The organism is Pseudoalteromonas luteoviolacea, from assembly GCF_001696455.1.
GTDB lineage: Bacteria > Pseudomonadota > Gammaproteobacteria > Enterobacterales > Alteromonadaceae > Pseudoalteromonas > Pseudoalteromonas luteoviolacea_C.
The window spans coordinates 440918-463278 of the sequence record NZ_MAUJ01000001.1 but is presented as its reverse complement, the minus strand read 5'-3'; the positions used below and the strand labels follow the sequence as shown (position 1 = coordinate 463278).

Genomic DNA, 22361 nt, shown 5'->3' with positions numbered 1-22361 from the left:
AATAAGGAATTACCATGTTTAATTCACCAATAAAAACGCTTAGCCTCGCCCTATTTTGCTCGGCCGTTATCAGTGGCTGTGGCTCAAAAGGCGGCTCTAAATCTCCAAGCATTGAATTGGACAGCAATAAAAAAGTAACCACGGAAGAAAACAGGTACGCTCGCAGAGGACGAGTTATCGACGGATATGTACAAGGCGCAACGGTTTGGCTTGACCTCAACAACAACAAAACAAAAGATGCCGACGAACCCTTTGTAGTCTCTACCGACAAAGGGAGCTATATTCTTGAGCTAACCGAACAACAGGCAAAATGCGCGTCATATGTACCCACGTATGTAGATGTGCCAGTCGGTGCGATTGACGAGGACTTAGGTGAAGTCACCAAACCTTATCAAATGGTGTTGCCACCCACGCTTGAGTCACTCAACGACGAAGCACTACAACACATCACACCACTGACGACCGTGCTTTGGCAATCTTTAGTCGAGACACCAGAATTTAAAGACGCCACGTGTGAGCAACTTATTCAAAGCAATGAACAAAGAGAAGCGCTATTAATAGTTTTAGAAGAGACGACCAAACAAGTTATCGAGCACTACAACATTTCTGAAGAGCAGCTATTTAGCGACTATATTGAAAACGGCGATGAGGCACTACAAAAGCTCGCTGAAGATATTGTTAAAGGCTTACAAGCTAGCGTTGAAAAATACATAGAACTTGCCAAAAAATATCTAAATGCGCGGGAAATTCGCGTACTTCATTACAAAGGTACACCACCAAATCAGCCCGAAAGCGATGAAAGGGTCTGGTATCGCAAAATTTATATTTATTCAAATGAAGGTGACACGCTCGTCGATGAGACTGCACGTGTTGATGACTCGCTGAAAAACGTCTTATTTATACATTACGACCGTAAAACAAAAAGCATTCAACTCAGCGGTGGCCATTCATACACACAAACTGTTGACGTGGTCATTAATGACCCAGAAGATATTGGCGCGTGTGCGCACCACGAAAAGTTAACGCTGAATATTAATGATATTCAATACGAAATCGATAACTGGAAGTTAGTACAAAGAGAATCGAAAGACCAAACCTGTGACTTTGACGTCGACTTTAATGACGCGCCTAATCGTGGCCTTTCAGTCAGTTATAATAAAAATGGCGTTCATTACCTAGCAGAAGTGGGCCAAGACAAAGACAGTAATACGAAAGAAGGTCTAACCGATTGGTATAATATGAAAAGCAAATTTAGCTTGTTAGAATTAGCGGTAATTGTCTATTACCTAGACCAGTCAGGCTACGAACTACACGATGATGTGACCATTCCTTATGCTTGGTGGCACAAGCGTAAAACTGATGATACAGGTGAAAACCGAGTTATCACATCTCGCTTCCATGATGGTAGATGGACAAAGCAATCATACAAATCTGACGGCACCTACGTATTAGAGTGCAGTACAGACGGTGAAAATTGGACAACAGAGTGTAATTAGCCTCAACGGTTCCAAAAATTACAAAAAATCCCACACAATACAGCCGCAAGTAAACTCATACTTGCGGCTGTATTTTTTTAAAGGTGCTTAATACGCAATCTACTAGTAAAACATGTAAACGAGCATTTATTTTTGAGTCTTTACTCTTTGACTTTTGAGATTGCCATATTTTGTCGCCAATATATCACTATTAAATAAAACACATGAGTAATAAAGGTTACAGTGCGTTCTAAAAGTAACCAGCTTGACGAAAGTCCCGAAATTCAAGACCTGTAAAAATTAGCAGATTTAGCAAAAAAATTAAAAGTTGCGTTATTTTAAATAATTAAATAAAACTAAAACCATATAAATAAAGCAATAAACTTAACTATCAATCGGATAACTGCACGTAACAACGCGTGAAAAGTTATTTTTATTTATAAAAAACGCACCAATACTATAGTATTAAATTACCTTGACACATTCTTTTACTATAAATTTGAAAAAATTCCGCTTTTAAAGGTTTCAATGTTGAATCTTAGTTGTTAATATCGCATTCAGATAATGAAATATTTAATAAAAACTAGGTATAGTATATAGAAATTAGATAAAACACCTCCTCAACAACATTATTATATTAATATTCCCGAATATTAACGCTATTTCCTTGCCTAAAATGCAGGTTTAGTGATAACTTTTGTTAAATTTTGTTATCAGAAGGTAATGTTGGAAAGTTATGAAACTGAGAATTCGACAACTAGGATTGTTTAATGGCTTATGGGGAGAAGCAGCCAAGTCGATACGTTCGATGCGTAAGGATGCTGGACTGACACAAAGTCAACTGGGAAAAAAGTTAATACCCGTCGTAGATCAAGCAACGATTTCAAACTGGGAAACAGGGAAAACCCCTGTACCACTCACCAGTTATTTTTTAATTTGCTTTATTTGCGGCTTTAGCCCAGAAGAAAAAACCAAGCAACTGCTTGAAAGTCAGCAACCAGAAAACAAACGGAATTAAGGAAGTATCTGATGTTTAGCACTGAAAACTTGAGCGCACTATATTCTATAATTGGGGTTATCCCTTTTCCACTGTATTTTATTTCATTAATTATTTGTTGGAAAAACACAAACTGTAGATATTTATTTTTAATATTAATTTTTGTTGAAACAGTCGATACCTTAACATTAAAAATGGCATTTAACTGGGGAAGATATTTTTATCTTTGGGGAATTGGTATGTGCCTTTTATTTATAGTGCCAATTTTAGGACGGAGATTGCTAGCTCAATCTTTGCAAACTAGGTTCTCTTTTTTTCAAAGTGTTTTGAAAGATTACCACTTTTCAAAACAGGAAGGCGGGTTACTATTTCTCTATGTCTTAACAGGCTTTGTGTTTTTTCTTACATTTGTTGAGTTTGTATTGTTTGAAGGGGCAATTATTGGTGATTACTTCTTTAAGAAATACTTATTTAGCCCAATTTTAATAATGATATTTTTTGTTGAGTGTTTCCTTGTAATGTCGATTGCTTCTAGGTTTAGAGGTCATAGTTTGACAATCAGTGAAACAAGTTAAAGGAGAAAAAATGAAAGTTATAGATTATAGCCTATTGAAAAAAATTTATGGTTCAGGTCCCGGAATTATTGATGGGCCTAATCCTGAAGAGAAGTCGGGTTAGTTTAGAAACTTGTTGTCGAAAACTTCGCTTCTTAATATGAGTTCATGTATTCTAATAAAAATAGAACTCGTATAATTTTGACGTAAAACTGATGATTTATACGATATCAACTTCATATAAATCATCAGAGAACATCCCTTTTAGTACACATTAAGTTCCTACCTACTTTAATTACCTAAGGTGTGTAGATGTTCAGCTACGAAAAATTCCAATTTTTTTATGATGGTGTAGGCCTTTCTGTTATCCCAGTCTATCTTATTGCACTACTAGTAGGTTGGAAAAGCATAAATACCCGAATGCTTGTATTCCTTTTACTATTATTAGAATGCTTAGATATTGCCCTATATGACTTCGCTTTTAGCTTAAGAAACAATTATGGTTTATACGTCGCTCTCTTCAATCTTCTATTTTTAAGCGCAGTAATTTTCAGACGATTAATAGCCAAGTTGTTTAAGAGTCACATTAAACTATGCCATGATGTTTTTTATAACTACTACTTTAGCAAACAAGAAGCAGCTTTAATATTTACCTACTTTATATTAAGCGTAGTAAACATTATTGCTTTTGCAGAAGCAAAGCTTTATCAATACTGGATCATTGATTCATTTCCTTTTAGAAATAATATTTATAGCCCTACCATGACGATACTACAATTAATTGAATCACTGGTTATTTTAAAGCTCGCATCTCGTACTGTACCAATTGACGAGCATGTTTTGGCATTAAAACGCCGGAGAAAATTTGAGAGAAAAAGACTCACGAACATGTCTGAGAAAAAAGATAGGTAATCTGATAGAAACTTATCTTCACACCTTGAGTTTACAAATCACTCTGTGCGAAACTTAATCCTCACTACATTATAATTAAGGAAAATTAAGATGGTTATTGATAAAGAGTTATTAAAGTTCATTGTTGGCGGCTTGCATAGCACTCCCGGAGGCCCGCTGCCAGAAGAGCCTAAAAAATAAATCAAAAGACGCTAACACTACTAATAATCAAATAAACATTGAATAATTAAACTCTATTTATGATTATGACCCAGCATAGGGCGATGCTCAGCTTCCAGACAGGAAGGATAGATAAGCATTTGACAATACTCCATTAATTAATGAAGCATGCCAGCTATAACACTCCTCAAACTTGAGGAGTGTTTGATTATTTTCGTAGATTACGGTCTTGGATCTGTCGGCTTATAAACACCGCTAGCACCGCTTACCTTTTCACATAACTCTCGGCTTAAAACTTTATTAAGTGTTTTCATTTTTTAATTCCTTTAAATTTTATTGGTATTTGTCACCTGTGTGACAGTTTCTATAACACACTACATACGCAAATTAATCAATGGGTTGCTGGGTGTTTTAGTAAAAAGTCAGATAAAAGTAAGAGGCTTTATATTTTTTTATTTATTTGATGCGAGTAAGGTGCTTATTTTGACTATTTAAGGTGATAAAGCTGGTGATAGTCAGCAATTATTTGCTTAATGGTGTCACTATTTTTGATAATAGCGAGATTAAACTTCTGGAGTTGTTTTTCGGTTAAGCTCCCCGGTCTTACCATATAGTGAACAGGATTTTCATACACACTGACGGATGTCGGCTTGATATGCTGAGCAAAGTTTTCGTGTTGAATTAGGTATGCGCCTGTTAGGTTGTCTTCTACCGCGTATTCGACTCGCCCTCGCTTGACCAAGTTAAATCGCTCTCGAGCCAAGTTTGTTTCGATAACACAATCCGGGCAGTTGTTACGGTAATTTGCAAAGTATTGCCCATATACACTCCCACGGCTCACCGCAACAATGTTGCTACGCAAGTTAGCATAGAGCAGCGAGCCTCTTAACTGAGAGTCTTCTAGAAACGGCAATGTGTTTTTTGTATGAGTAAAAAGCAACATCACTTCTTGACGGTATGGCAGGCTAAACTCGGCGTATTTTCTTCTCTGTTGTGTAAAACTTGCAGCCGGAACAATGTCGACTTTGCCCTCTTGGAGCTGCTTAAATGTGCGACTTGATGAAGGCAGCACCACATACTGCCAACAAAACCCCGCATCTTTAAGCACTAACTCTATAAGCTGTATTTCAAGCCCAAAGTAGTTGTTACCATGTTTTGAAGAGTATGGCGGCCAATCGCTACTCACGCTCACTTTAAGAGCCCTATCACAAGCAAATACTGAGGTGCAAAAAACCGCTGAAATCATCATTAAAAAAACACAATAAAAGACATGATTACCTTGCTTTTTTGCAACAATTTTATTCAATGCTCTCTCACCTCAGGCCTAATAAAATGGGGGAAATAAAAACGAATTAAGGCACCTCTTTGCTAATTGTCATAACAGCTCGGTTGCCGAGGGCATGCGGTACCCCGTGTACATATTACCCTAACATCATTGTTAATGCCGCGTTCAATCCAATTAATATTCAGTATTTTGGCAACGCTCATCAGCTGCTTTTTAAGATGCCAAGGTACCACACTTGCACCGCCCTGCTTAATGCATAAATCTTGCAATTCTTGCACTAAGTCTTGCGCACTATTACCTTGCGCATCTATCGCGGGATTCAAATCTATGCCTGCGCACAGCACATGTGCGTTTTCAACTAAATCGTTAACTTTTAATGACTCACAGCAGTACAAATGCGGTTTACCGTTGACGTTGAGTATAGACAATTGCGCGCTTGAGCTGTTGCTTTGTGCCAAAAACTTCCTAAATACAGCCCAATGTTGACATGGATCTTCCACACTACGCATATTGCCCCACGGGAGCGGTATACCATTACCGCGATAAACTGCTTTGAGCTTACCGGGTAAATAGGCGTCAAAGTAATGCCAATTAGGGTACGGTGATACCACGGTCATTCTGCGCATGGCAACTGAGGGGGAAATATTCAAGTGTTGATGTATGTCGACTTCATAGCCGTATGAGTCGAGCAGTTGACGATAAGCGACTTTGGGGCAAAGTAAAGCGCCGGCAAAAAAACTAGACTCGAAATCGTGCCATGCGGTTAATATATCTTGTGCATTGGGCGTTGTGTCTGTGGTTGGCAACACCGCGCTATTAAAGCCGCCAGTTCTAAGCACACAACGCAGGCCCTTTAACTCATGCAGCACACTGTGACCAATGTGTACGGCTAAATCATATTTCAGCCGCGCTGGGTTTTGCTTTAACCGCTTATTAATGTGCACGACATTTGGCTCGGCAAAGTATGAGGTAATGAGGTGATTAAACACATGCCCGCTATCGTCCATCACTTCGCTCGGTGTTTCGTCATACCAGCGAATAGTCAAACCTTGCTTTTTCAATAGTTGAGTTAAGTCATCGACATTTAAGTAGAGGTTTTTGCCACCTATTTCATCGGCGGCGCGCTCTAGATCCGGAAAATGATTTTGATGGTGTTCTTGGTGTGCACGAATTAACAGATGGGCAAATTGGCGGCCACTAATACCGGTTTGAGACAGCATTTCGGGAATGGCTATTTGCAAAATGTCATTTGAGAACAAAAAGTTTGGCTCAAGTGCCATACCTTCAATACCACCTGAGCGGCCTTTTTGGGGCGTAATTGCGTCCGCCTCTGGTTCGGTATCTAAAAACCACGACAATGGCTTTTGAAACACTTCTGCAAAGTTTTCTAGCATGCCACTACTTGGGGTGCGCTTGCCTCGTTCAATCATGGATAAATACGACACTGAAGGCGCAGACTGGGGATCTACCCGAATACACCTCGCAGAGAGGTCCTCTAAAGTAAGGTGATTGCGCTTACGCAAGTTTCGTATCTTGGTACCGAGAAAATGTGACTTACGCATTAACTCTGAACTCGTTTTCATTGTGCCCCCAAATATGTCAGTAACTATCAAGCGTCTTATAAGAATTTAAAAACCACAGCCTCATACTATTCGCAACAAGAGGTCAGACCAGATTTTGTAAAATTTACACTGTAAAATTCTTTTTGTGAAATTTATTGATAATTTTTCATACACTGAAATTGTAGTCATTAATCAGCGAACACGTTATTCAGACAACCATAACGTAGCTCAACTTAAAATTTCGGTAACTGGGGATACATCAATGAAAGCACAACTTCAAACAAACGAATCATCGCAGCCGCTTAGCGAAGAATGCCAAAAACTTATCATCGCTAAACAGTTTTTAGATCAGCACTGCCCACTCGAGTTTGGCTCGCACACGCAAGTCAGTGCGTACGTTGTGTACTATAACCATTTAATGGTGTTTTTTGCCGACGGTCAGCATTGCGGACTTAAAAACACAAAACAGTTCGTCGCATTATGCGGTCATAAAGAAGCACCCTCTACTATCTTGCTGCAAAAAGATGACGGCTTACATATTGAGTTAAGCTTTAATGTAGCGGGCGAGACCGGTAAGTATGACAAAGCCCATATCAATGATGTGCAGTACGAAACACCATTTAGTGCAATCGATACGCAAAACAGCAAACACACCAAACTTTGGATGAGCTTTATTGACGGCGTACAACATACGCTAGTAGAGGAATCGCGTTGCAAATGCTATCGCAGCAAAAACGGTGAGGATTACGAAGTTTAAAATATTTTCAAAAATTCATGCCCGCCTGTGAACATGAATGAATATTTTGGCCACACGTTGTTTCGTGGCCAAATGTGAATACTTACTCGCGTTAAAGCTATAAATTTTCAAAGCATTCTTTTCTCTCATCATTTTACATTTCATGCATTCAGATTAATTTCAGCTAACCTCAATATAATCGCGCGACATTTCACTTGTGACTGGCATATATGAATAAAGTATTCGATTGGTTAAAAAATATGAATTGGATGCTGTGGGCTTTAATCCTCGGCATTGCAACTGGGCTCATTTTTGGCGAACGCGTTGCCTTTTTGAAACCGATTGGCGAAGGGTTTGTCAGTTTAATGCAAATTACTATTTTCCCTTACATTGTTGTCAGTCTGGTGGTGGGTTTAGGTAAGTTTAGCCCTGACCAAGTAAAAACCGTGCTCGCCAAAGCCGCCATTACTATGCTGGCTTTATGGATCATTGGCTTAGCGGCTATTTGGTGTTTTACATTGACTTTACCTTCACACGATGCGGGCACATTCTTCTCGCCAGCGTTAGTGGCTCAAGCCCCAGATGTGGACTTTGTAAAACAATACATCCCCGCTAATCCGTTTGCGTCCATGGCAGAAGGTAATGTACCTGCACTGGTTATATTTTGTATTGCGCTTGGCCTTGCGCTTATTTCTAATGGCCGAAAAAACCAGCTACTAGACGTACTAGAAGTCGTTGGGCAAGGCCTTACCGTCATGTCAAAAAAGGTCATTAAGTTCTTTCCGATTGGTATTTTTTCGATGACGGCGAGCACCGCTGGCACAATTGGTAGTGAAGAGCTGAGTAACTTGCAAATCTACCTTGTACTGGTGATTTGTCTTGGCTTTTATTTAATGTTTGCACTGCTCCCCATGCTGGTAGCTGCCCTGACGCCAGTAAAATATCGCGATTTAATCAAAGTTATGCGCAATGCTTGGATCACCGCCTTTAGTACAGGTAATGTGTTTATTGTATTGCCCGTCATCACCGAAGGAATTAAAGCACACTTGGCAAAAATAAAACGCAGTGATGAAGAGTCAGATCACATTGCCGAGGTGCTGGTGCCTATTGCGTACACCTTTCCAAGCTTAGGTAAATTGACCACCTTAATGTTTGTCACTTTTGCAGCTTGGCTTACAGGTAACCCAATCACGCTTGAGCAAATTCCAAATGTCACGCTTTCGGCGATGTTAAGTTACTTTGCCAATGTGCATATTGCCATTCCATATATGCTAGATAGCTTAAAAATACCCGCAGATAGCTATCAGCTTTACTTGTCAATGTCGGTGCTCACCGCAAAAGTCGTGTCACCAACAACCGTCGTGTATATTTTTGCAGTTACACTGCTGTGTATTTTCTATAACAAGCAACAGCTACATTTAAAGCGTATTCGCTCTGTTTACTATCTGACTTTATTGTCTGTATTGCTGCCAGCGTTTATGGTGATCAGCTTTGTCACGAATAATCACTTGGCGCAAAGCACCAAAGGCGCGGATGATGTCATTGCCAATATGGTGGTGTCTGATCAGGTACCAAGCGACGTGCTTAATCATGTACCCAAGGCCTATCAAAGTGGCGAGCTATCCCTTACTAATATTGAAATCATCAAAAAGAGAAACCTGCTAAGAATTGGTTACTTGGTCGACAATGTCCCTTTTAGCTACTTCAACCAAATAGGTGAGCTAGTCGGTTTTGATATTGGTCTAGCGCATAAGTTAGCAGCCGATTTACAAGTCAAAGTTGAGTTTATTCCATTTAAAAAGCATCAATTGGCGGAGTATTTAAATAAAGGCTACTTTGATATCGCTATGTCAGGCCTTGAAATGAGTGTTGGCGATCTGCGCTCGGTGCGCTTTAGTAACCCCGTTTTAGAGCTGCAATTGGCGCTGGTTGCCAAAGATCACCGACTCAAAGAGTTTGCAACACGTGACCTGGTGCTTTCTAAGCCTGAGCTGAATTTAGCGCATGTTGAATATCAACCTCTGATGCGCGATGTCGCGAGCAAACATCAACAGATAAAAGTGAGTCAGCTCAACAACCATCAGCAATTTTTTGAAAAACAAAGTGATTTCGACGCTTTGGTGATAAGTGCCGAAGCGGGGTTCGCATGGAGTATGTTTTACCCAGAATATGGTGTGGTGGTACCAAAAGGCGCCGAGCTTAAGTACCCAGTTGGTTTTGCTGTAGCAAAGCGTAATGTGGATATTCTCAGCTATTTAAACACTTGGCTTGCCATTCAACAGAGCAAAGGCACCATTGAGCAGTCATATAATTATTGGATCTTGGGCAATGGCACACAAACTAAAGAACATCGCTGGTCTTTGCTTGACGAGCTCTCTGAGCAAGCAGCCAATTAACCTCATAATTTTTTAAGTCTATTGGGCTCCGACTTGTGTCGGAGCTGTTCTCTTAAATATACACCTGAACAAACCAAGCTGTACTCAACAGCACCTGTATAATGATAGCCAGTAGTAGTTTCAATTGAAACGACACCTTATTGGTTTTATGGTGAGTGAAATGCATCACCAAATGTGTTGAACAATGTAGCGCCAGTGCTGAAAGTAACACGAGTGTTCTTTCTGAAACCCGCTCTTTATTTTGTTTAGCGTAGGCTTTGTCTTTATAAAAAACAATTAGCATCAATAGATTAGAAAATATCAGCCCGCCAAGTACTGCACCAAGCACACTGATGTCTTGCGCTATCAAGGGTAAAATGAGCACCCCAAGTGTGCATAAAGACACAATCACGCCGCATTTGGCCAAAAACATGATAAAAGACTTAACTATCAAATCGACTCTCTCCTTTAAGCAGTGCCGTTAAATACGCTTGGTAACTCATCAATTGTTCTCTATGCGCTTTTGGTTGATTAAATTAAATAGCGCCACAGTGGCCGCAGCGTCATTGTACGCTCTGTGATGGCCTGTCAGTGGAATAGATAAATCATGGCAAATCTTACCCAGTGAATAAGAAGCATGTCCTGGTAGCCACTTTCTACCAAGTTGCACAGTACAAAGTTTGGCGCGGCGAAATGGACGCTCTAAACGCCCAAACTCGGCTTTTATAAAGCCAAAATCAAAATTTACATTGTGCGCAACGAAAATGGCATCTCGAGTAAAGGTATCTATGTCGTCAATCACTTCGCTAAAAATGGGCGCGTCTGCAACCATGTCGTTGTCGATACCGGTTAACTCAGTTATGTATTTGGGAACCCGACGCTGAGGGTTTATCAGACTTTGCCATTGATCGATGACTTGCCCATTTTGTATCTTAATCATCGCAATTTCGGTAATTTTGTCGTGCTCTTTTTTACCGCCCGTGGTTTCTATGTCGACAACCACATAGGGCTGCTCTGGCGAAACGCGCCACTCTACAGACTGCACGTCCACGTTAAAACCGCTGTGTATCAACTTTTGAATCGTGATCAGCTGGTTGCGCCTTAGGCTATCGCCCGGTGCTTTCACCTCGACAAACTTAACCTCCTTTTCAAACACCATTAAGTCTGGGTAACCATCTTTGAGATTATTAAAATCTTTACTCATTGCTCTTAGGTGGGTACACACTGCGTTTATTGGGGCGTGTTTAGCAAACTCAAACAAATAAGTGAGTATATCTGGTTGCCACGGCATCATCCGACAATGTGTGCCAAAGCGCTCAGATGCTTGTTTAACTAACCAATTAAGTAACGCTTCATTGCTATTAAACGTACTCAAACGCTGTTCAATTTCTGCCTCAAATACACGATAAAACGTGTTATCTTTGATGCACTTAGGCGTGCTTTCAAATTCATTTGAGAACGCATTTCGACTGTCTTCAAATAGCTCATGCCAAAAACTTAAACAAAATAGCGCACGCCAAAGCATATTTTCGCAATGAAATGCGTTCACCCCCTGCCTTGCATACTGATTGACTAGCCCCTGTTCCACATCGCCTTTATACGCTTCATCTAAAAACAATTGAGGGCCGCTTTCACGCAACATATCAGTCAAAGCTGAAGTACGCTTTTTAGTAAACTTAAGCCGATAAAAGTCTTCTGCAAAAAACAGCAGCTTTTCATCACTGGGCGATGCGATCACTTTTTCTATTTGTTGTACGCAGCGTTCGTGCTCACCTTGGCTGTAGAGTAACCGAATATATTTTTCCTGCGCGCTTGGGTGCCCACTTAACACCAACAATGACTCACTTAAACGCATGTTTTTATCAGCCACCAAGTTGGCAAGTTTATAGCATAGATGGTCAAATTTAGTCTGAGCGAGCTGACCGACTACCGGAACAGCAAGCTCGCTTATTAATGTATTTGCCGTCTCCATTGCAGCCTGCTCGGTCATTGTTTTCAAATCACTGTACAAGCGGCTGTAGTAAAAAGCACTTTGCGCCTCTTGTAGGTCGTCAAAGTGAGCGTTGGTTTGGGCTCGATCGCCACGGGTATCCATCACCCCGAGGTCACGCATTGAAAACTGGGCGAATACGCCCGTGGCCTTACCAAAAAACAAAAACAACAGGTACTCAAAATCGTTGTTGAATTCTGACGTGAAATACCTGCCAAATAACTCACTTTGAGATATGTCAAAACTATCAAAATGCGCCGTGACAAACTCAAGCCAATTGGCTTTTTTTGCGGACTTTACAGGGGGAGAAGGTAAATCTTGTTCAGCGACAAGTGCCTGCAATTGCGGCTTACTTAGCTCATGAAGTAATAACGTGGGCAGCTGAAAATGCTTTGCAAAAGTGAGCCAACCCGCGTCATACAGCGCCTTAAAAGCAGCGTTATAGTCTGTAATTTCACTGTATTCTAAGTCGGCATGGCATACAAACAAACGTTTGCGGTTAATAACGCGCACCAATAAACATTGGGACTGCTCATCAAGTGCCCTAAATGCATCTAACTTTGCTCTTTGTTCGTGATTGAGTAAATGAAGACTCGTTTGCTCAATATAGCGTAACAGCTCAAAGAAATGAGTAAGATAGTATTTTTCTGGCAATGTTTTCACGGCAAAAACCTGTATATTTGAACAGTACTAATATGCCAAATTCGCCGTCAATTAGCCATTTATTTTTTACTTACTCTTGAGTGACGTCTGATTTAACAACTTTGTGTGCTAAATAGTCTTTTAAGCAATTAAGCAACGTTGCTGGCTGTATCGGTTTGGTTAGATAGTCATCCATCCCCGCATCTCGGCACTTTTTCTCGTCGCCACTCATGGCATTGGCCGTCAACGCAATCACGGTAATGTGCTTGTTTTCTTCACCTGCTTGACCATTTCTAATGGACTGTGTTGCGATATACCCATCCATTTCTGGCATTTGGCAATCCATTAAAACTAAACAATATGGAGAAGAGTGCTGGCAATGTCTGAGTGTTGTGAGTGCTTCACGGCCATTGGCAACCACATCAACAAAATCGATACCGAGCTTTTTCAGCATACTGGTGGTGACAATCTGGTTTACATGATTATCTTCCGCGAGCAAAATGCGTGGCTGTGGATCCCACACTATGTCGTCAGCAGTCTCTGACTCTTTGAATGATTTTAAGTAATGTGACGTAACAATCGGCTTAGCATTTGCGAGTGCTTCTCCACCCTCACCGACAACAGACAACGCATTGTGTAAGTCAGAGGTTGTGGCTGGCTTTGGAAAATAACCCGAAAACCCGCGTTTGGCAAAAAATGCGGCATCACCTTGGTGCCCCATCGATGTCATCATGATGAGTTTGATGCTCTTTAATCTCGCATCCTTTTGCATCTCGCTGCCAAGTTTCGCGCCATCCATCACTGGCATTTGCATGTCGAGCAAAGCAATATCAAACAGTTTTTTAGTGGGGTGTTTGAGGCGCGCTTCACACTGTGAAAGTGCCTCGATGGCCGAGGCAGCCTCTGTAACTTTGGCGCCCCATAACTGCAGTTGCTCACGCAACACTGTGCGGTTTGTTTGGTTATCATCGACAATCAACAGCTCGAGTTTGCTGATATCGAAATTAGGCAAGTGCTGGTTATTTTGTTCACCTACATCGAGCGCAATATTGAAGTAAAACTCGCTGCCCCTCCCCTCGTCGCTCCTTACTCCAATGCTTCCCCCCATCAGCTCGCAGAGCTTTTTAACGATAGACAACCCAAGGCCTGTACCGCCGTATTTTCTTGTTGTAGATGAGTCAACCTGAGAAAATGTTTCAAATAGTTTGTGTTGTTTAGACAGCGGAATACCAATACCTGAGTCTATTACCGAGCAATCAAGCCTGAGTTTATCGTCGTACTTGGTCAGCTCCGCCCGGATAATGATCTCACCTTCTTCGGTAAATTTAATCGCATTACCGACTAGATTAGACAATACCTGCCGCAACCGACTTGGATCGCCTTTTACTACGGAACTTTCGACTTTTACGATATCCAGAACTAACTCGATGCCTTTACGCTGAGCTTGAAGCGCCGCAGACTCAGAGAAATCACCAAACAGTTCTCTTAAATCAAAATCGAGTAGTTCCAGCTCCATTTTGCCAGCGTCAACTTTAGAAAAGTCTAGAATGTCATTAATAAGATTAAGCAATGAGTTGGCACTGTTCATAGCCAACTGTGCTCTGTGCTTTTGTTCATCATCAAGCGGGCTGTTTAGCATTAGGTTGAGCATCCCTAACACCCCATTCATTGGCGTCCTGATTTCATGGCTCATAGACGCTAAAAATGCGCTTTTTGCTTCACTTGCCTGCTCTGCTTCAACTTTTGCATCTGCCAACGCTTTTTGTTGGCGGATCTGCTCGGTGATGTCCTGAAGAATCCCCACATAGGCTATCAACCGCTTGTGTTCATCAAGCACTGGGCCGATATGCATATTGTTCCAAAACGTCTCGCCATTTTTGCGATAATTTAGGATTTTCTCGCGGTGCGGTTTTTGATTTTGTATCGCATCTCTTATCGATTCAAGCGCTGCGCTCGATGTCTGCTCACCTTGCAAGAATCGACAATTTCGACCAAGTACACTGTCGTCATAACCTGTAATGCGCTTAAACGCAGAGTTAATAAAGCTAAGTGGCATATCTTTTTTATGGGCATCGGTTATCACAATACCCACATCGCAAGACTCTATGGCATAGGCCAGCAGATCATTGTGCTCTTTCGCTTGTTTCAGCGCTTCGTGATACATTTTTTGATCTGTGATGTCAGTTAACGATCCCGACATACGAATTGCTTTGTTGTCACTATTTCGAAGAGCCAAGCCCTTAGAGCGATAAAATCGAAAGTCGCCACTTTCATTTCTCATTCTAAACTCAACATCAAACCCAGCTCCCGTATCCAAATGCGCATTTAAAGCACCAAAAGTATTGGATTTATCTTCTGGGTGGACGTGCTTTTCGAGACTCTCGAACACATCTGGAAACCCATCTAAATCGTCTCCCTTGTAGCCCAGCAGTTCTCTGAACCTAGGAGAATAAAACATACCACCGCGTTCAATGTCCCAATCCCAGATCCCATCGTTACTGCCTTTGATGGCCAACTTAAAACGCTCTTCACTTTTTTCGATGGCTCTTTGCGAAAGCTGTAGTTGTTTAAATGGGTTAAGCAGTAACTGTCGACCAAAAAAGAAAAGCAGTAAAAAAGATAACAGCAGGCTTATTACCACCGCTTTGGCAATCGCCAATATAAAGGTGTTAACGCTGGTTTCAATGATTTGCTGATCGATATAAAACTTGATGGCAATGTCTGTGTCAACTAAGGTGCTTTTGTAAAGCTCAAAATAGGTCAGGTTTTCATCGGCATTACTGTATTTAACCCACTGACCAGACAAATCAACGACGAGTTCTGTTTGCCCCATGTCGATGGCAATTAAAGACGTCAAATCCGTTTTAAACTCTGAGATTAAGACTCCTTCGGTAAAGCCGTTGTACTCAATGGGCACCGCTATCACAAACACAAACTGCTCGCCGTCATATTTCAGCGCTACCGCTTGCCCAAGTTCCCCCAAAAGCAATTGATCCAACCAAGGTTCGTTATTAAAGTTTTGATTTTCTAATGGTGAATTAGTAAATACCTGCTCTGAAAGGATATTGTATAGATGCAATGGGGCATGAGAGCCCAGCACTTTATACTCTTTTAAAAAGTCAGATAACGAAGCCCTGGAAATGTCACTGCCCATGACGGCATTGGAGAGCATAGGGATTTTTGCTAAGTCTTTAAGAAGAATAAGGCGTGTTGAAATAAACTGCCCTAGGTTACTGACTGCGAGCTTGGCCTCAGTTTGTCGAGCTTGGACTTGCAGCTCTTTTACAGAGCTATTTGCACGCGTACCAACCAGTGCCAAACTGATAACGATCGACAATACTAAACTGCACAGCAAAAAGGCATAAAAAGCTTTGTCTGACGACATGCTAAAGACCTTTTTTAGCCAACCTCTCATGAATTATCCACCAGCACTTTAGTGCTTCCATTTGACTGAAAATAAGCCATACAAAGATCTTTTAACCCCAGAGCTTCATGTGCATCAGGATCGTTTGAGCTCCATTTAGAAAATGGCTTTTTATACGTTTTAATCAAACCAGAGACTGGTGTAGTTAAGTTTTCGAGAGACTCTTTAAAAGCGATGCGATCTCTTTCCATATCGCCGGTTAATTTAATCTGTGCCATCGCAGCCAAAGACACTTTGCCTAAGTCGTAACCATGAATGAACCCTGTTGGGGCAAACAAAAAGTCTCGCTCCGCAAACTCATCAGGAAACAGTGTTTTAGCTCGTTGCCACACTTTTTTAGCGTAATCAGACATTGGCCGATGCTGAAACGAAAAGCAGCTTTGGATAAAATGTAAGTCGATACCCGATGCAAGATCTACTTTTGCTTTTGAGAAGAAGTCCCCACCGGTGATCCCCCAGTGGCTAATTATGGGCAGTCGCTGATCATTTGGGTAGTCTGCCATTGCGCTGATTAGCTGCTTGCCTTCTATGGAGTTACCGACAAATAACAGGCAGTCACTGTCTTTTGCCAACATTTCTCGAATGTGTATTTTAGCGCTGCTCGCTTTCATACCCCAATCAAACCAAATCACGTCAGGCTGTTCGTTATTCATCGCCTTACCAATGGACTTATAATTTGATTTACCCCATGGGGTGCGCTCCAAAAATAGGTGCGGTTTTTTACATGATCGGGCTGTTGCAAACTCAACCAGCTTTGGGCCAGCTTTCGTGTCATCAACAGACAGTCGATATACCCAGTTTTCACCTTGGTCATACCGAGTGATCGGGCCGCCAGCTGCCCAAGGCACCAATAAGGGTATCTCATTTTTATTAATAAACGCTCGATATTTAATGTAAGGAGGTGAATGTAAACCGCCTAACACAAATAAAGCTGAAGGGTCTTTTAAAAACCGTTTGAAATGCAAAAAGCTGCGATTACTATTGCCACGATGATCCTTCGACAGTAATTTTATTTCGAATCCTTGAACTTGCTTATCAACTTCGCTCAGTGCCGTTAAAAAGCCCATTTTAATCGCGACTGCAGACGCTTTGTGCGTGCTGTAATCAGAGTCATGATACACATGAATCGTGGGTAAATTTTTACTCTCACCGAGCGCGTACGCCGAAAAACACAACCAAAGCACAACCAAGCAGTATTTAGCCATAAGTACTAATCGTTAAATTCAGATTTACTTAAATTTAGCCTATCTTGCCAAACATTGCTCGGTAATTGCAATTCAATCAAAGTATTAAATGCCTACTAGTTGCTCTACGGCCTGCCAAGTTTGCGCACTGTTAATGATCCGGCCATGGCCCTGCCCTAAAGTCGTGGATAGGCTTGCATGTTCGTGTAATTCTACCTGCTTTTGAGTGTGGCTATATGGCGCATACTTATCATCTTGATCGTGAACAACCAACAGCTGCCCTTGTTTTTCCATATGCAATTCAGGTTGTAAATCTTTGAATACCATTTCATGTTCGGTTTCTACTTCATTCAACAATTTTTCAAACAGCTTGTTGGTGAGCCCCGTAGATAAAATTCGATGCTGAAATGAATTATAAAAATCAAACGTCGGGGCGATTAGAACATGACGTGCACCTTGAGTTGCATTTAGCGCACCAATAGTGCCCATAGAGTGACTTACTATGCCTTTAACATCACGGTGTTCATAAGCTGCGAGTACTGTTTTAAGGCCTTTGATAAACAAAGGAAGGTTAGCAAAACGCCCTGCACTTTTGCCATGCCCATAATGATCAAAACCCACAACTGAAAACCCTCGTTCCACCACTTTTTGCATCAGTGGATAAAACTGAGTGACACTCCCAGACCAACCATGGGTAAAAATGACGGTCGGCCCTTCTCCAGCTTCAACGACATTCAGTGCACCATATTGTGAATCGACCTGAGTCACTCGCATAGATTCAGGTAATGGCACGGCTTTACGATTAGCTTGAGGAGTCAAAAGCAGCTTTCGCGTCGCTTTCATACTGGTGTTAGGTGCGACTTTTGCCATTAAAGACGAAACACCGCGTGTTAGCAGGTAGCTCATAGACTTCTTGCTATTACTGTCTGAAAAATAGATTTTGCTACTCATTAGTTGCTAACTCCATACTTTGCTAAAAGTGAATTAAAACCAGATTTAAAGCGACTGCGGCTGTCGTCTTCAAGGCTTAGCCAACGTAAACTCTGACTCCCTAAGTAGAGTGAGTAGAGCTCAAATACAAATTGCTGCGGGCTGGTGTCTGGCTGTAGTTCACCATCTGCAATTGCTTGAGAAACAATATGCTGCAAATAGCTCAGCCAATTAGTGAGTGTTGACTCAATATGATCTCTAATCGCGCCTGGTTGATCATCAAACTCAATCGACGCATTCATAAATATGCAAGTAACGGCATCTGGTTGATACCAGTTCAGCCAGTTTTGGGTAAGCTGATTCAACTTGGTGATACCGCGAATATCTTTGTCACAAGCAAGTACTACATGCTCGCGAAATCGTTCTGCTGCATACTCAAGCACCTCTAATTGCAAGGTTTCTTTTGAGTTGAAATGCCCAAACAGCCCAGACTTTGACATGCCCGTGGCCGTGGCGAGCACGCCGATTGTTAAATCATTCAAGCCAGTTTCAGACGCGAGCTCAAGGCCCTTCGCTAAAATCTGCTGCTTTGTTTGTTTACCTTTACCCATACCGCCTCAAAAAAGAACGAACGTTCGGTTTATAATAGCGCAATACACTTTGCGGTCAAGTATAAGGTGCAAAATCATGGTCGAAGGACGTAACTTTGGCGCAAGGTGAATTAAGTGCGAAATCATGGCCGAAGGGCGTGACTTTTGCGCAAGGTGAATTAAGTGCGAAATCATGGCCGAAGGGCGTGACTTTTGCGCAAGGTGAAATAAGCCATTTTAAAAATCGCAGACCTCTTCACCCTAACCTCTTCACCCTAACCTCTTCACCCTAACCTCTTCACCCTAACCTCTTCACCCTAACCTCTCCACCCTAACCTCATGACCTTTCATACAAAAGCACATTTAGGTAGCACTTTTAATAAAAGTAATCGACTCTATACTCCATTGTTAACTTGGCTTGCTTCTTCAATTGCTTTCATAGAAATCAATCGTTTTGGTCTTGGAAACTGTGGCTATGCTTTTCGCTGGTTTGCATCTTGGTCTTTTTATGTCGCGCTATTTGTTTTACTTTTAGAGTCAATTAAATTTATAAAGTTAAAGTTCGAGATAGGAAATACCTAAAAAAGTAATCAATATGGGGTTGCCAGTGTTTGGCTCAGTTGCGCTTCGGTTCACGTTTTAAAAAACAGTCACTCACGCCTAACTCGGCATTACACCAATAACCAACAACTGTGGTTTTATGAAATATTTTAGAAAAATGATTGAGCACCATATATCTGTCGATGACGATGAATGGACAAGAGCTTGCGAAATATTTGACATTAAACATATCAAAAAAGGAACAACGGTACATCGCGCTGGTGAAATGTTCAATGAAATATGGTTTATCAAAAGTGGCTTAGCCCGTTCATACTTTAGTGATCTGAATGGCAAAGAACATACTTGGCAGCTCTATTTTCGCGGCAAAAGTAAACATGGTTTAAACCACTTTATGGACGATAGTGTCAGCTTCTACGAAAAATCAGGGTCAATGCTGCACTTTGAAACACTTGAAGATTCCACTTTTTATGTCACCTCTTTGGACGCGCTTGATAAATTTATATCGCGTGATAAAAAATGGGCGCTTTTAGCGAGTAAATGGATACATAACACATATTATTCAGCCACATACAAACGTGTTCTTTCTCTCATGTCAGAAACTGCAGCTCAAAGATATGCGCGTTTACTTGATGAATATCCTCTAATATTTAAACAAGTTAAGTCATATCATATTGCCTCTTACCTTGGCGTCGCTCCCCAAACCCTGAGTAAGTTAAAAAATGAATCTAGGTGAATGAATTTACGTATTCCGTTATCTACCATGTGCTTTTTTCGATGGAGGCTAACAATGAATACCTTTCAAAAATTTAAACACCTAAAAGCACAAAACGCCCCGCTGTATTTTGATATCGCGTGGAATTTAAGTAACGTTGCTGAGCTCAGCGCTATGCACACTGGGGGCAAGTCATGATAGAGCTTACCCAAATAGGTGCGCAACTCATCGTTATTGGTGTTGTCTTTTTCCTTGTTGGTTTAGTACAAGGCGCTTTGATCCCAATTGTAAAAAACGCGCGGATGGCACTTTCCGGACACTTGACTGCGGTTCAGTGCGCAATGGCCCTTGCTATCTTTGGTGTTATTTGGTCGCTGGTTGAGCTGCCCTTATCTTTAGAAGTTTTTGTCGCCTATGGCTGTGCATTGGGATTCATATTGATTTGGCTGGGCATAACGATTGCGTCTGTAACAGGTGCAAGTAAAGCGCTGCCAATCGCTGGCGCTGGATTTTCAGCAAGCGCCATTAGCGAAATTTCGGTTACCGTGATGGTACGTACAGGGTCACTACTTTCACTAATCACCTGCGCTTTATTGGCTTTTGGGTTACTGCCGATTCTCTCGTCGCCTTAATGAGGCATAACAAAGCTATCCATTAGGTCTGCTTAGTGTCGCTTTTTGGGATTGGCTCAAATGCGGTTTCGCCCAACAAGCGCTCTGGTCATAGGTGATTGATAACCGTGTTAAGGACTATCACCTACTTTCAACAGACAAAAATTTAAAGGAGAGTTAACTATTAACCGGGCGCTTTTGACATAAGTACGAACGACAAAGCTAATCCTGCTTAATGACCTAAATCTGATGGTCTAATTTAACCCCCAGACCATCAGCGATGCTTCAACTAAAAATTGCTCAGACAATGAGCTATGTTTTTGATTTTTCTACCAGTCACTTTATCAATTATTTCTTGTTAAGTGATCAATAATGGATTAACTTGAGCTTTACCAATATTTAGTACAAGGAAGATATTTATGAAGTTTGGTTCAATTTTAACCTTCTTATCTTGTCTCACATTCATCGGCTCTAGCCAAAGTTACGCCATGCAGCACAAATTGTTACCCAATGATGGAAAAGCCGAAGACCAATTTAGCTTTAGTGTCGCAATTGATGGCACAACCGCATTGGTAGGTGCGCATAAAGCGGATATCAAAAACACTCAAGACGCTGGCGCTGCTTATGTATATTCTCTAGGTTCAAATGGTTGGCAACAACAGGCAAAGCTTATCGCTTCGCCCGCTTTTTCTGGTGACACGCTGGGTGGCAATGTGGCACTTAAAAATAATATCGCCATGTTAGGTGTCATCAAACGAGATGACAAAGGTGACAACGCAGGCGCTGTGTTTGCTTTCGAAAAAAGCGCAAACGTATGGTCACAAAAGCAAATTTTAACCGCGAAAGATGCCAAAGCGGGCGATGCTTTTGGGCAAAGTATTGCACTAACAGAGCGATTTTTAGTCATAGGTGCACCCCACAGCGATGCACCCTATGAAGATTCGGGTTCTGCCTATGTCTTTGTACGTGAGAATAATACTTGGCAATTTCAAACTAAGCTCACAGCAAGTGATGGTGCTAAGGATGACTTATTCGGGATCAGTGCCGCTATTGAAGGAAATACAATACTCATAGGCGCTGACTTGCATGATGAAAAAGCAAAAGAAGCCGGTGCAGTTTATGCTTTTGAGTTTGATGGTAAACAATGGCAACAACAAGCTAAACTCATGGCCAATGATGGTGCAGATACCGATATTTTTGGCGTGCGTGTGGCGTTATCGGGTGATACTGCTTTGATCTCTGCGAGGCGTGATGACATCGAGGGTGTTGGCACCGATGCCGGATCTGCCTATATATTTGAGCGAAAAAACGGGAAATGGACTCAAGTGCAAAAATTAGTTGCACCTGATGGCCAAGCCGATGACAGGTTTGCGCGTGGTGTTGCGCTTAGCGAAGACACGGCTTTGGTAACGGCGATGCATCACGATGCCAAAGGCAACAATGCTGGTGCTTTGTATGTGTTCAAAAAACATCTTGGGCAATGGCGTTTTACATCAAAATTGATGGCCAAGGACGCGCTACCTGAAGACAGGTTTGGTTGGAATATCGCCATCAGTAATCAGAAAGCAATCGTTGCATCGCCTCACCGTGATGACAATGGTAACTCGTCTGGCGCGGCTTACGTTTTAGATTTATTGAATTAAGTACAATCGTTTAAACTTG

At 41.5% G+C, this 22361-nt stretch carries 18 protein-coding genes; 10 read left to right on the top strand and 8 right to left on the bottom strand.

The features are described from left to right. Positions 1-14: 14 nt before the first annotated feature. From A7985_RS01965 to A7985_RS01950, 4 genes are all read left to right on the top strand, one after another. The gene (locus tag A7985_RS01965) at positions 15-1496 is read left to right on the top strand and encodes a hypothetical protein (protein ID WP_065788752.1); all 1482 of its coding nucleotides are present in this window, start codon (positions 15-17) and stop codon (positions 1494-1496) included. 715 nt (positions 1497-2211) lie between these two features. Continuing rightward, entirely contained in the window at positions 2212-2493 is a 282-nt protein-coding gene (locus A7985_RS01960; protein ID WP_063372511.1) for a helix-turn-helix domain-containing protein, read from the top strand. An 11-nt stretch (positions 2494-2504) separates the two neighbouring features. Next, positions 2505-3047: a hypothetical protein gene (locus tag A7985_RS01955; protein ID WP_065788751.1), complete on the top strand. Its 543-nt coding sequence runs from the start codon at positions 2505-2507 to the stop codon at positions 3045-3047. 291 nt (positions 3048-3338) lie between these two features. Next, positions 3339-3938 (top strand): hypothetical protein, encoded by a 600-nt coding sequence (locus tag A7985_RS01950; RefSeq protein ID WP_065788750.1) that lies wholly within the window; start codon positions 3339-3341, stop codon positions 3936-3938. Positions 3939-4584: 646 nt separating this feature from the next. Here the strand turns inward: A7985_RS01950 and A7985_RS01945 are convergent. Further along, the gene (locus tag A7985_RS01945) at positions 4585-5289 is read right to left on the bottom strand and encodes a substrate-binding periplasmic protein (RefSeq protein WP_176716670.1); all 705 of its coding nucleotides are present in this window, start codon (positions 5287-5289) and stop codon (positions 4585-4587) included. 176 nt (positions 5290-5465) lie between these two features. Then, a complete protein-coding gene (locus tag A7985_RS01940; RefSeq protein WP_063372506.1) occupies positions 5466-6965 on the bottom strand; it encodes a DUF3612 domain-containing protein in 1500 nt (499 codons plus the stop codon). A gap of 241 nt (positions 6966-7206) precedes the next feature. Between A7985_RS01940 and A7985_RS01935 the strand changes: the two genes are divergently transcribed. Both A7985_RS01935 and A7985_RS01930 read left to right on the top strand, forming a co-directional pair. After that, positions 7207-7701: a malate synthase gene (locus A7985_RS01935; protein WP_063372505.1), complete on the top strand. Its 495-nt coding sequence runs from the start codon at positions 7207-7209 to the stop codon at positions 7699-7701. A 209-nt stretch (positions 7702-7910) separates the two neighbouring features. Further along, complete coding sequence (locus tag A7985_RS01930) at positions 7911-10076, top strand: cation:dicarboxylate symporter family transporter (RefSeq protein WP_065788748.1); 2166 nt, start codon at positions 7911-7913, stop codon at positions 10074-10076. 52 nt (positions 10077-10128) lie between these two features. On the opposite strand, the gene A7985_RS01925 is transcribed toward A7985_RS01930, so the two are convergent. From A7985_RS01925 to A7985_RS01900, 6 genes are all read right to left on the bottom strand, one after another. After that, positions 10129-10509: a DUF1294 domain-containing protein gene (locus tag A7985_RS01925; protein ID WP_141685248.1), complete on the bottom strand. Its 381-nt coding sequence runs from the start codon at positions 10507-10509 to the stop codon at positions 10129-10131. A gap of 48 nt (positions 10510-10557) precedes the next feature. Beyond that, positions 10558-12708, bottom strand: coding sequence for an exonuclease domain-containing protein (locus A7985_RS01920; RefSeq protein WP_065788746.1), 2151 nt, complete (start codon positions 12706-12708; stop codon positions 10558-10560). Positions 12709-12778: 70 nt separating this feature from the next. Next, positions 12779-16102 carry a hybrid sensor histidine kinase/response regulator gene (locus tag A7985_RS01915; RefSeq protein ID WP_065788745.1) on the bottom strand — a complete coding sequence of 1108 codons (3324 nt, stop codon included), beginning with the start codon at positions 16100-16102 and terminating at the stop codon, positions 12779-12781. Beyond that, complete coding sequence (locus tag A7985_RS01910) at positions 16099-17316, bottom strand: ABC transporter substrate-binding protein (protein WP_065788744.1); 1218 nt, start codon at positions 17314-17316, stop codon at positions 16099-16101. The genes A7985_RS01915 and A7985_RS01910 overlap by 4 nt, the downstream gene beginning before the upstream one ends. Positions 17317-17400: 84 nt before the next feature. After that, positions 17401-18246 (bottom strand): alpha/beta fold hydrolase, encoded by an 846-nt coding sequence (locus A7985_RS01905; protein ID WP_065788743.1) that lies wholly within the window; start codon positions 18244-18246, stop codon positions 17401-17403. Next, positions 18246-18836, bottom strand: coding sequence for a TetR/AcrR family transcriptional regulator (locus A7985_RS01900; protein ID WP_063372499.1), 591 nt, complete (start codon positions 18834-18836; stop codon positions 18246-18248). Before A7985_RS01900 ends, A7985_RS01905 begins: the two co-directional genes overlap by 1 nt. A gap of 679 nt (positions 18837-19515) precedes the next feature. Between A7985_RS01900 and A7985_RS01895 the strand changes: the two genes are divergently transcribed. The 4 genes from A7985_RS01895 to A7985_RS01885 all read left to right on the top strand — a co-directional run bounded on the left by A7985_RS01895 (position 19516) and on the right by A7985_RS01885 (position 22342). Next, positions 19516-20109 carry a Crp/Fnr family transcriptional regulator gene (locus tag A7985_RS01895; protein WP_065788742.1) on the top strand — a complete coding sequence of 198 codons (594 nt, stop codon included), beginning with the start codon at positions 19516-19518 and terminating at the stop codon, positions 20107-20109. Positions 20110-20163: 54 nt separating this feature from the next. Next, entirely contained in the window at positions 20164-20286 is a 123-nt protein-coding gene (locus A7985_RS26795) for a hypothetical protein (RefSeq protein WP_256096638.1), read from the top strand. Beyond that, positions 20283-20720: a hydrogenase gene (locus A7985_RS01890; RefSeq protein ID WP_065788741.1), complete on the top strand. Its 438-nt coding sequence runs from the start codon at positions 20283-20285 to the stop codon at positions 20718-20720. The genes A7985_RS26795 and A7985_RS01890 overlap by 4 nt, the downstream gene beginning before the upstream one ends. A 398-nt stretch (positions 20721-21118) precedes the next feature. Next, on the top strand, positions 21119-22342 hold the full coding sequence (locus A7985_RS01885; protein WP_065788740.1) for an FG-GAP repeat protein: 1224 nt from the start codon (positions 21119-21121) through the stop codon (positions 22340-22342). Positions 22343-22361 lie beyond the last annotated feature (19 nt).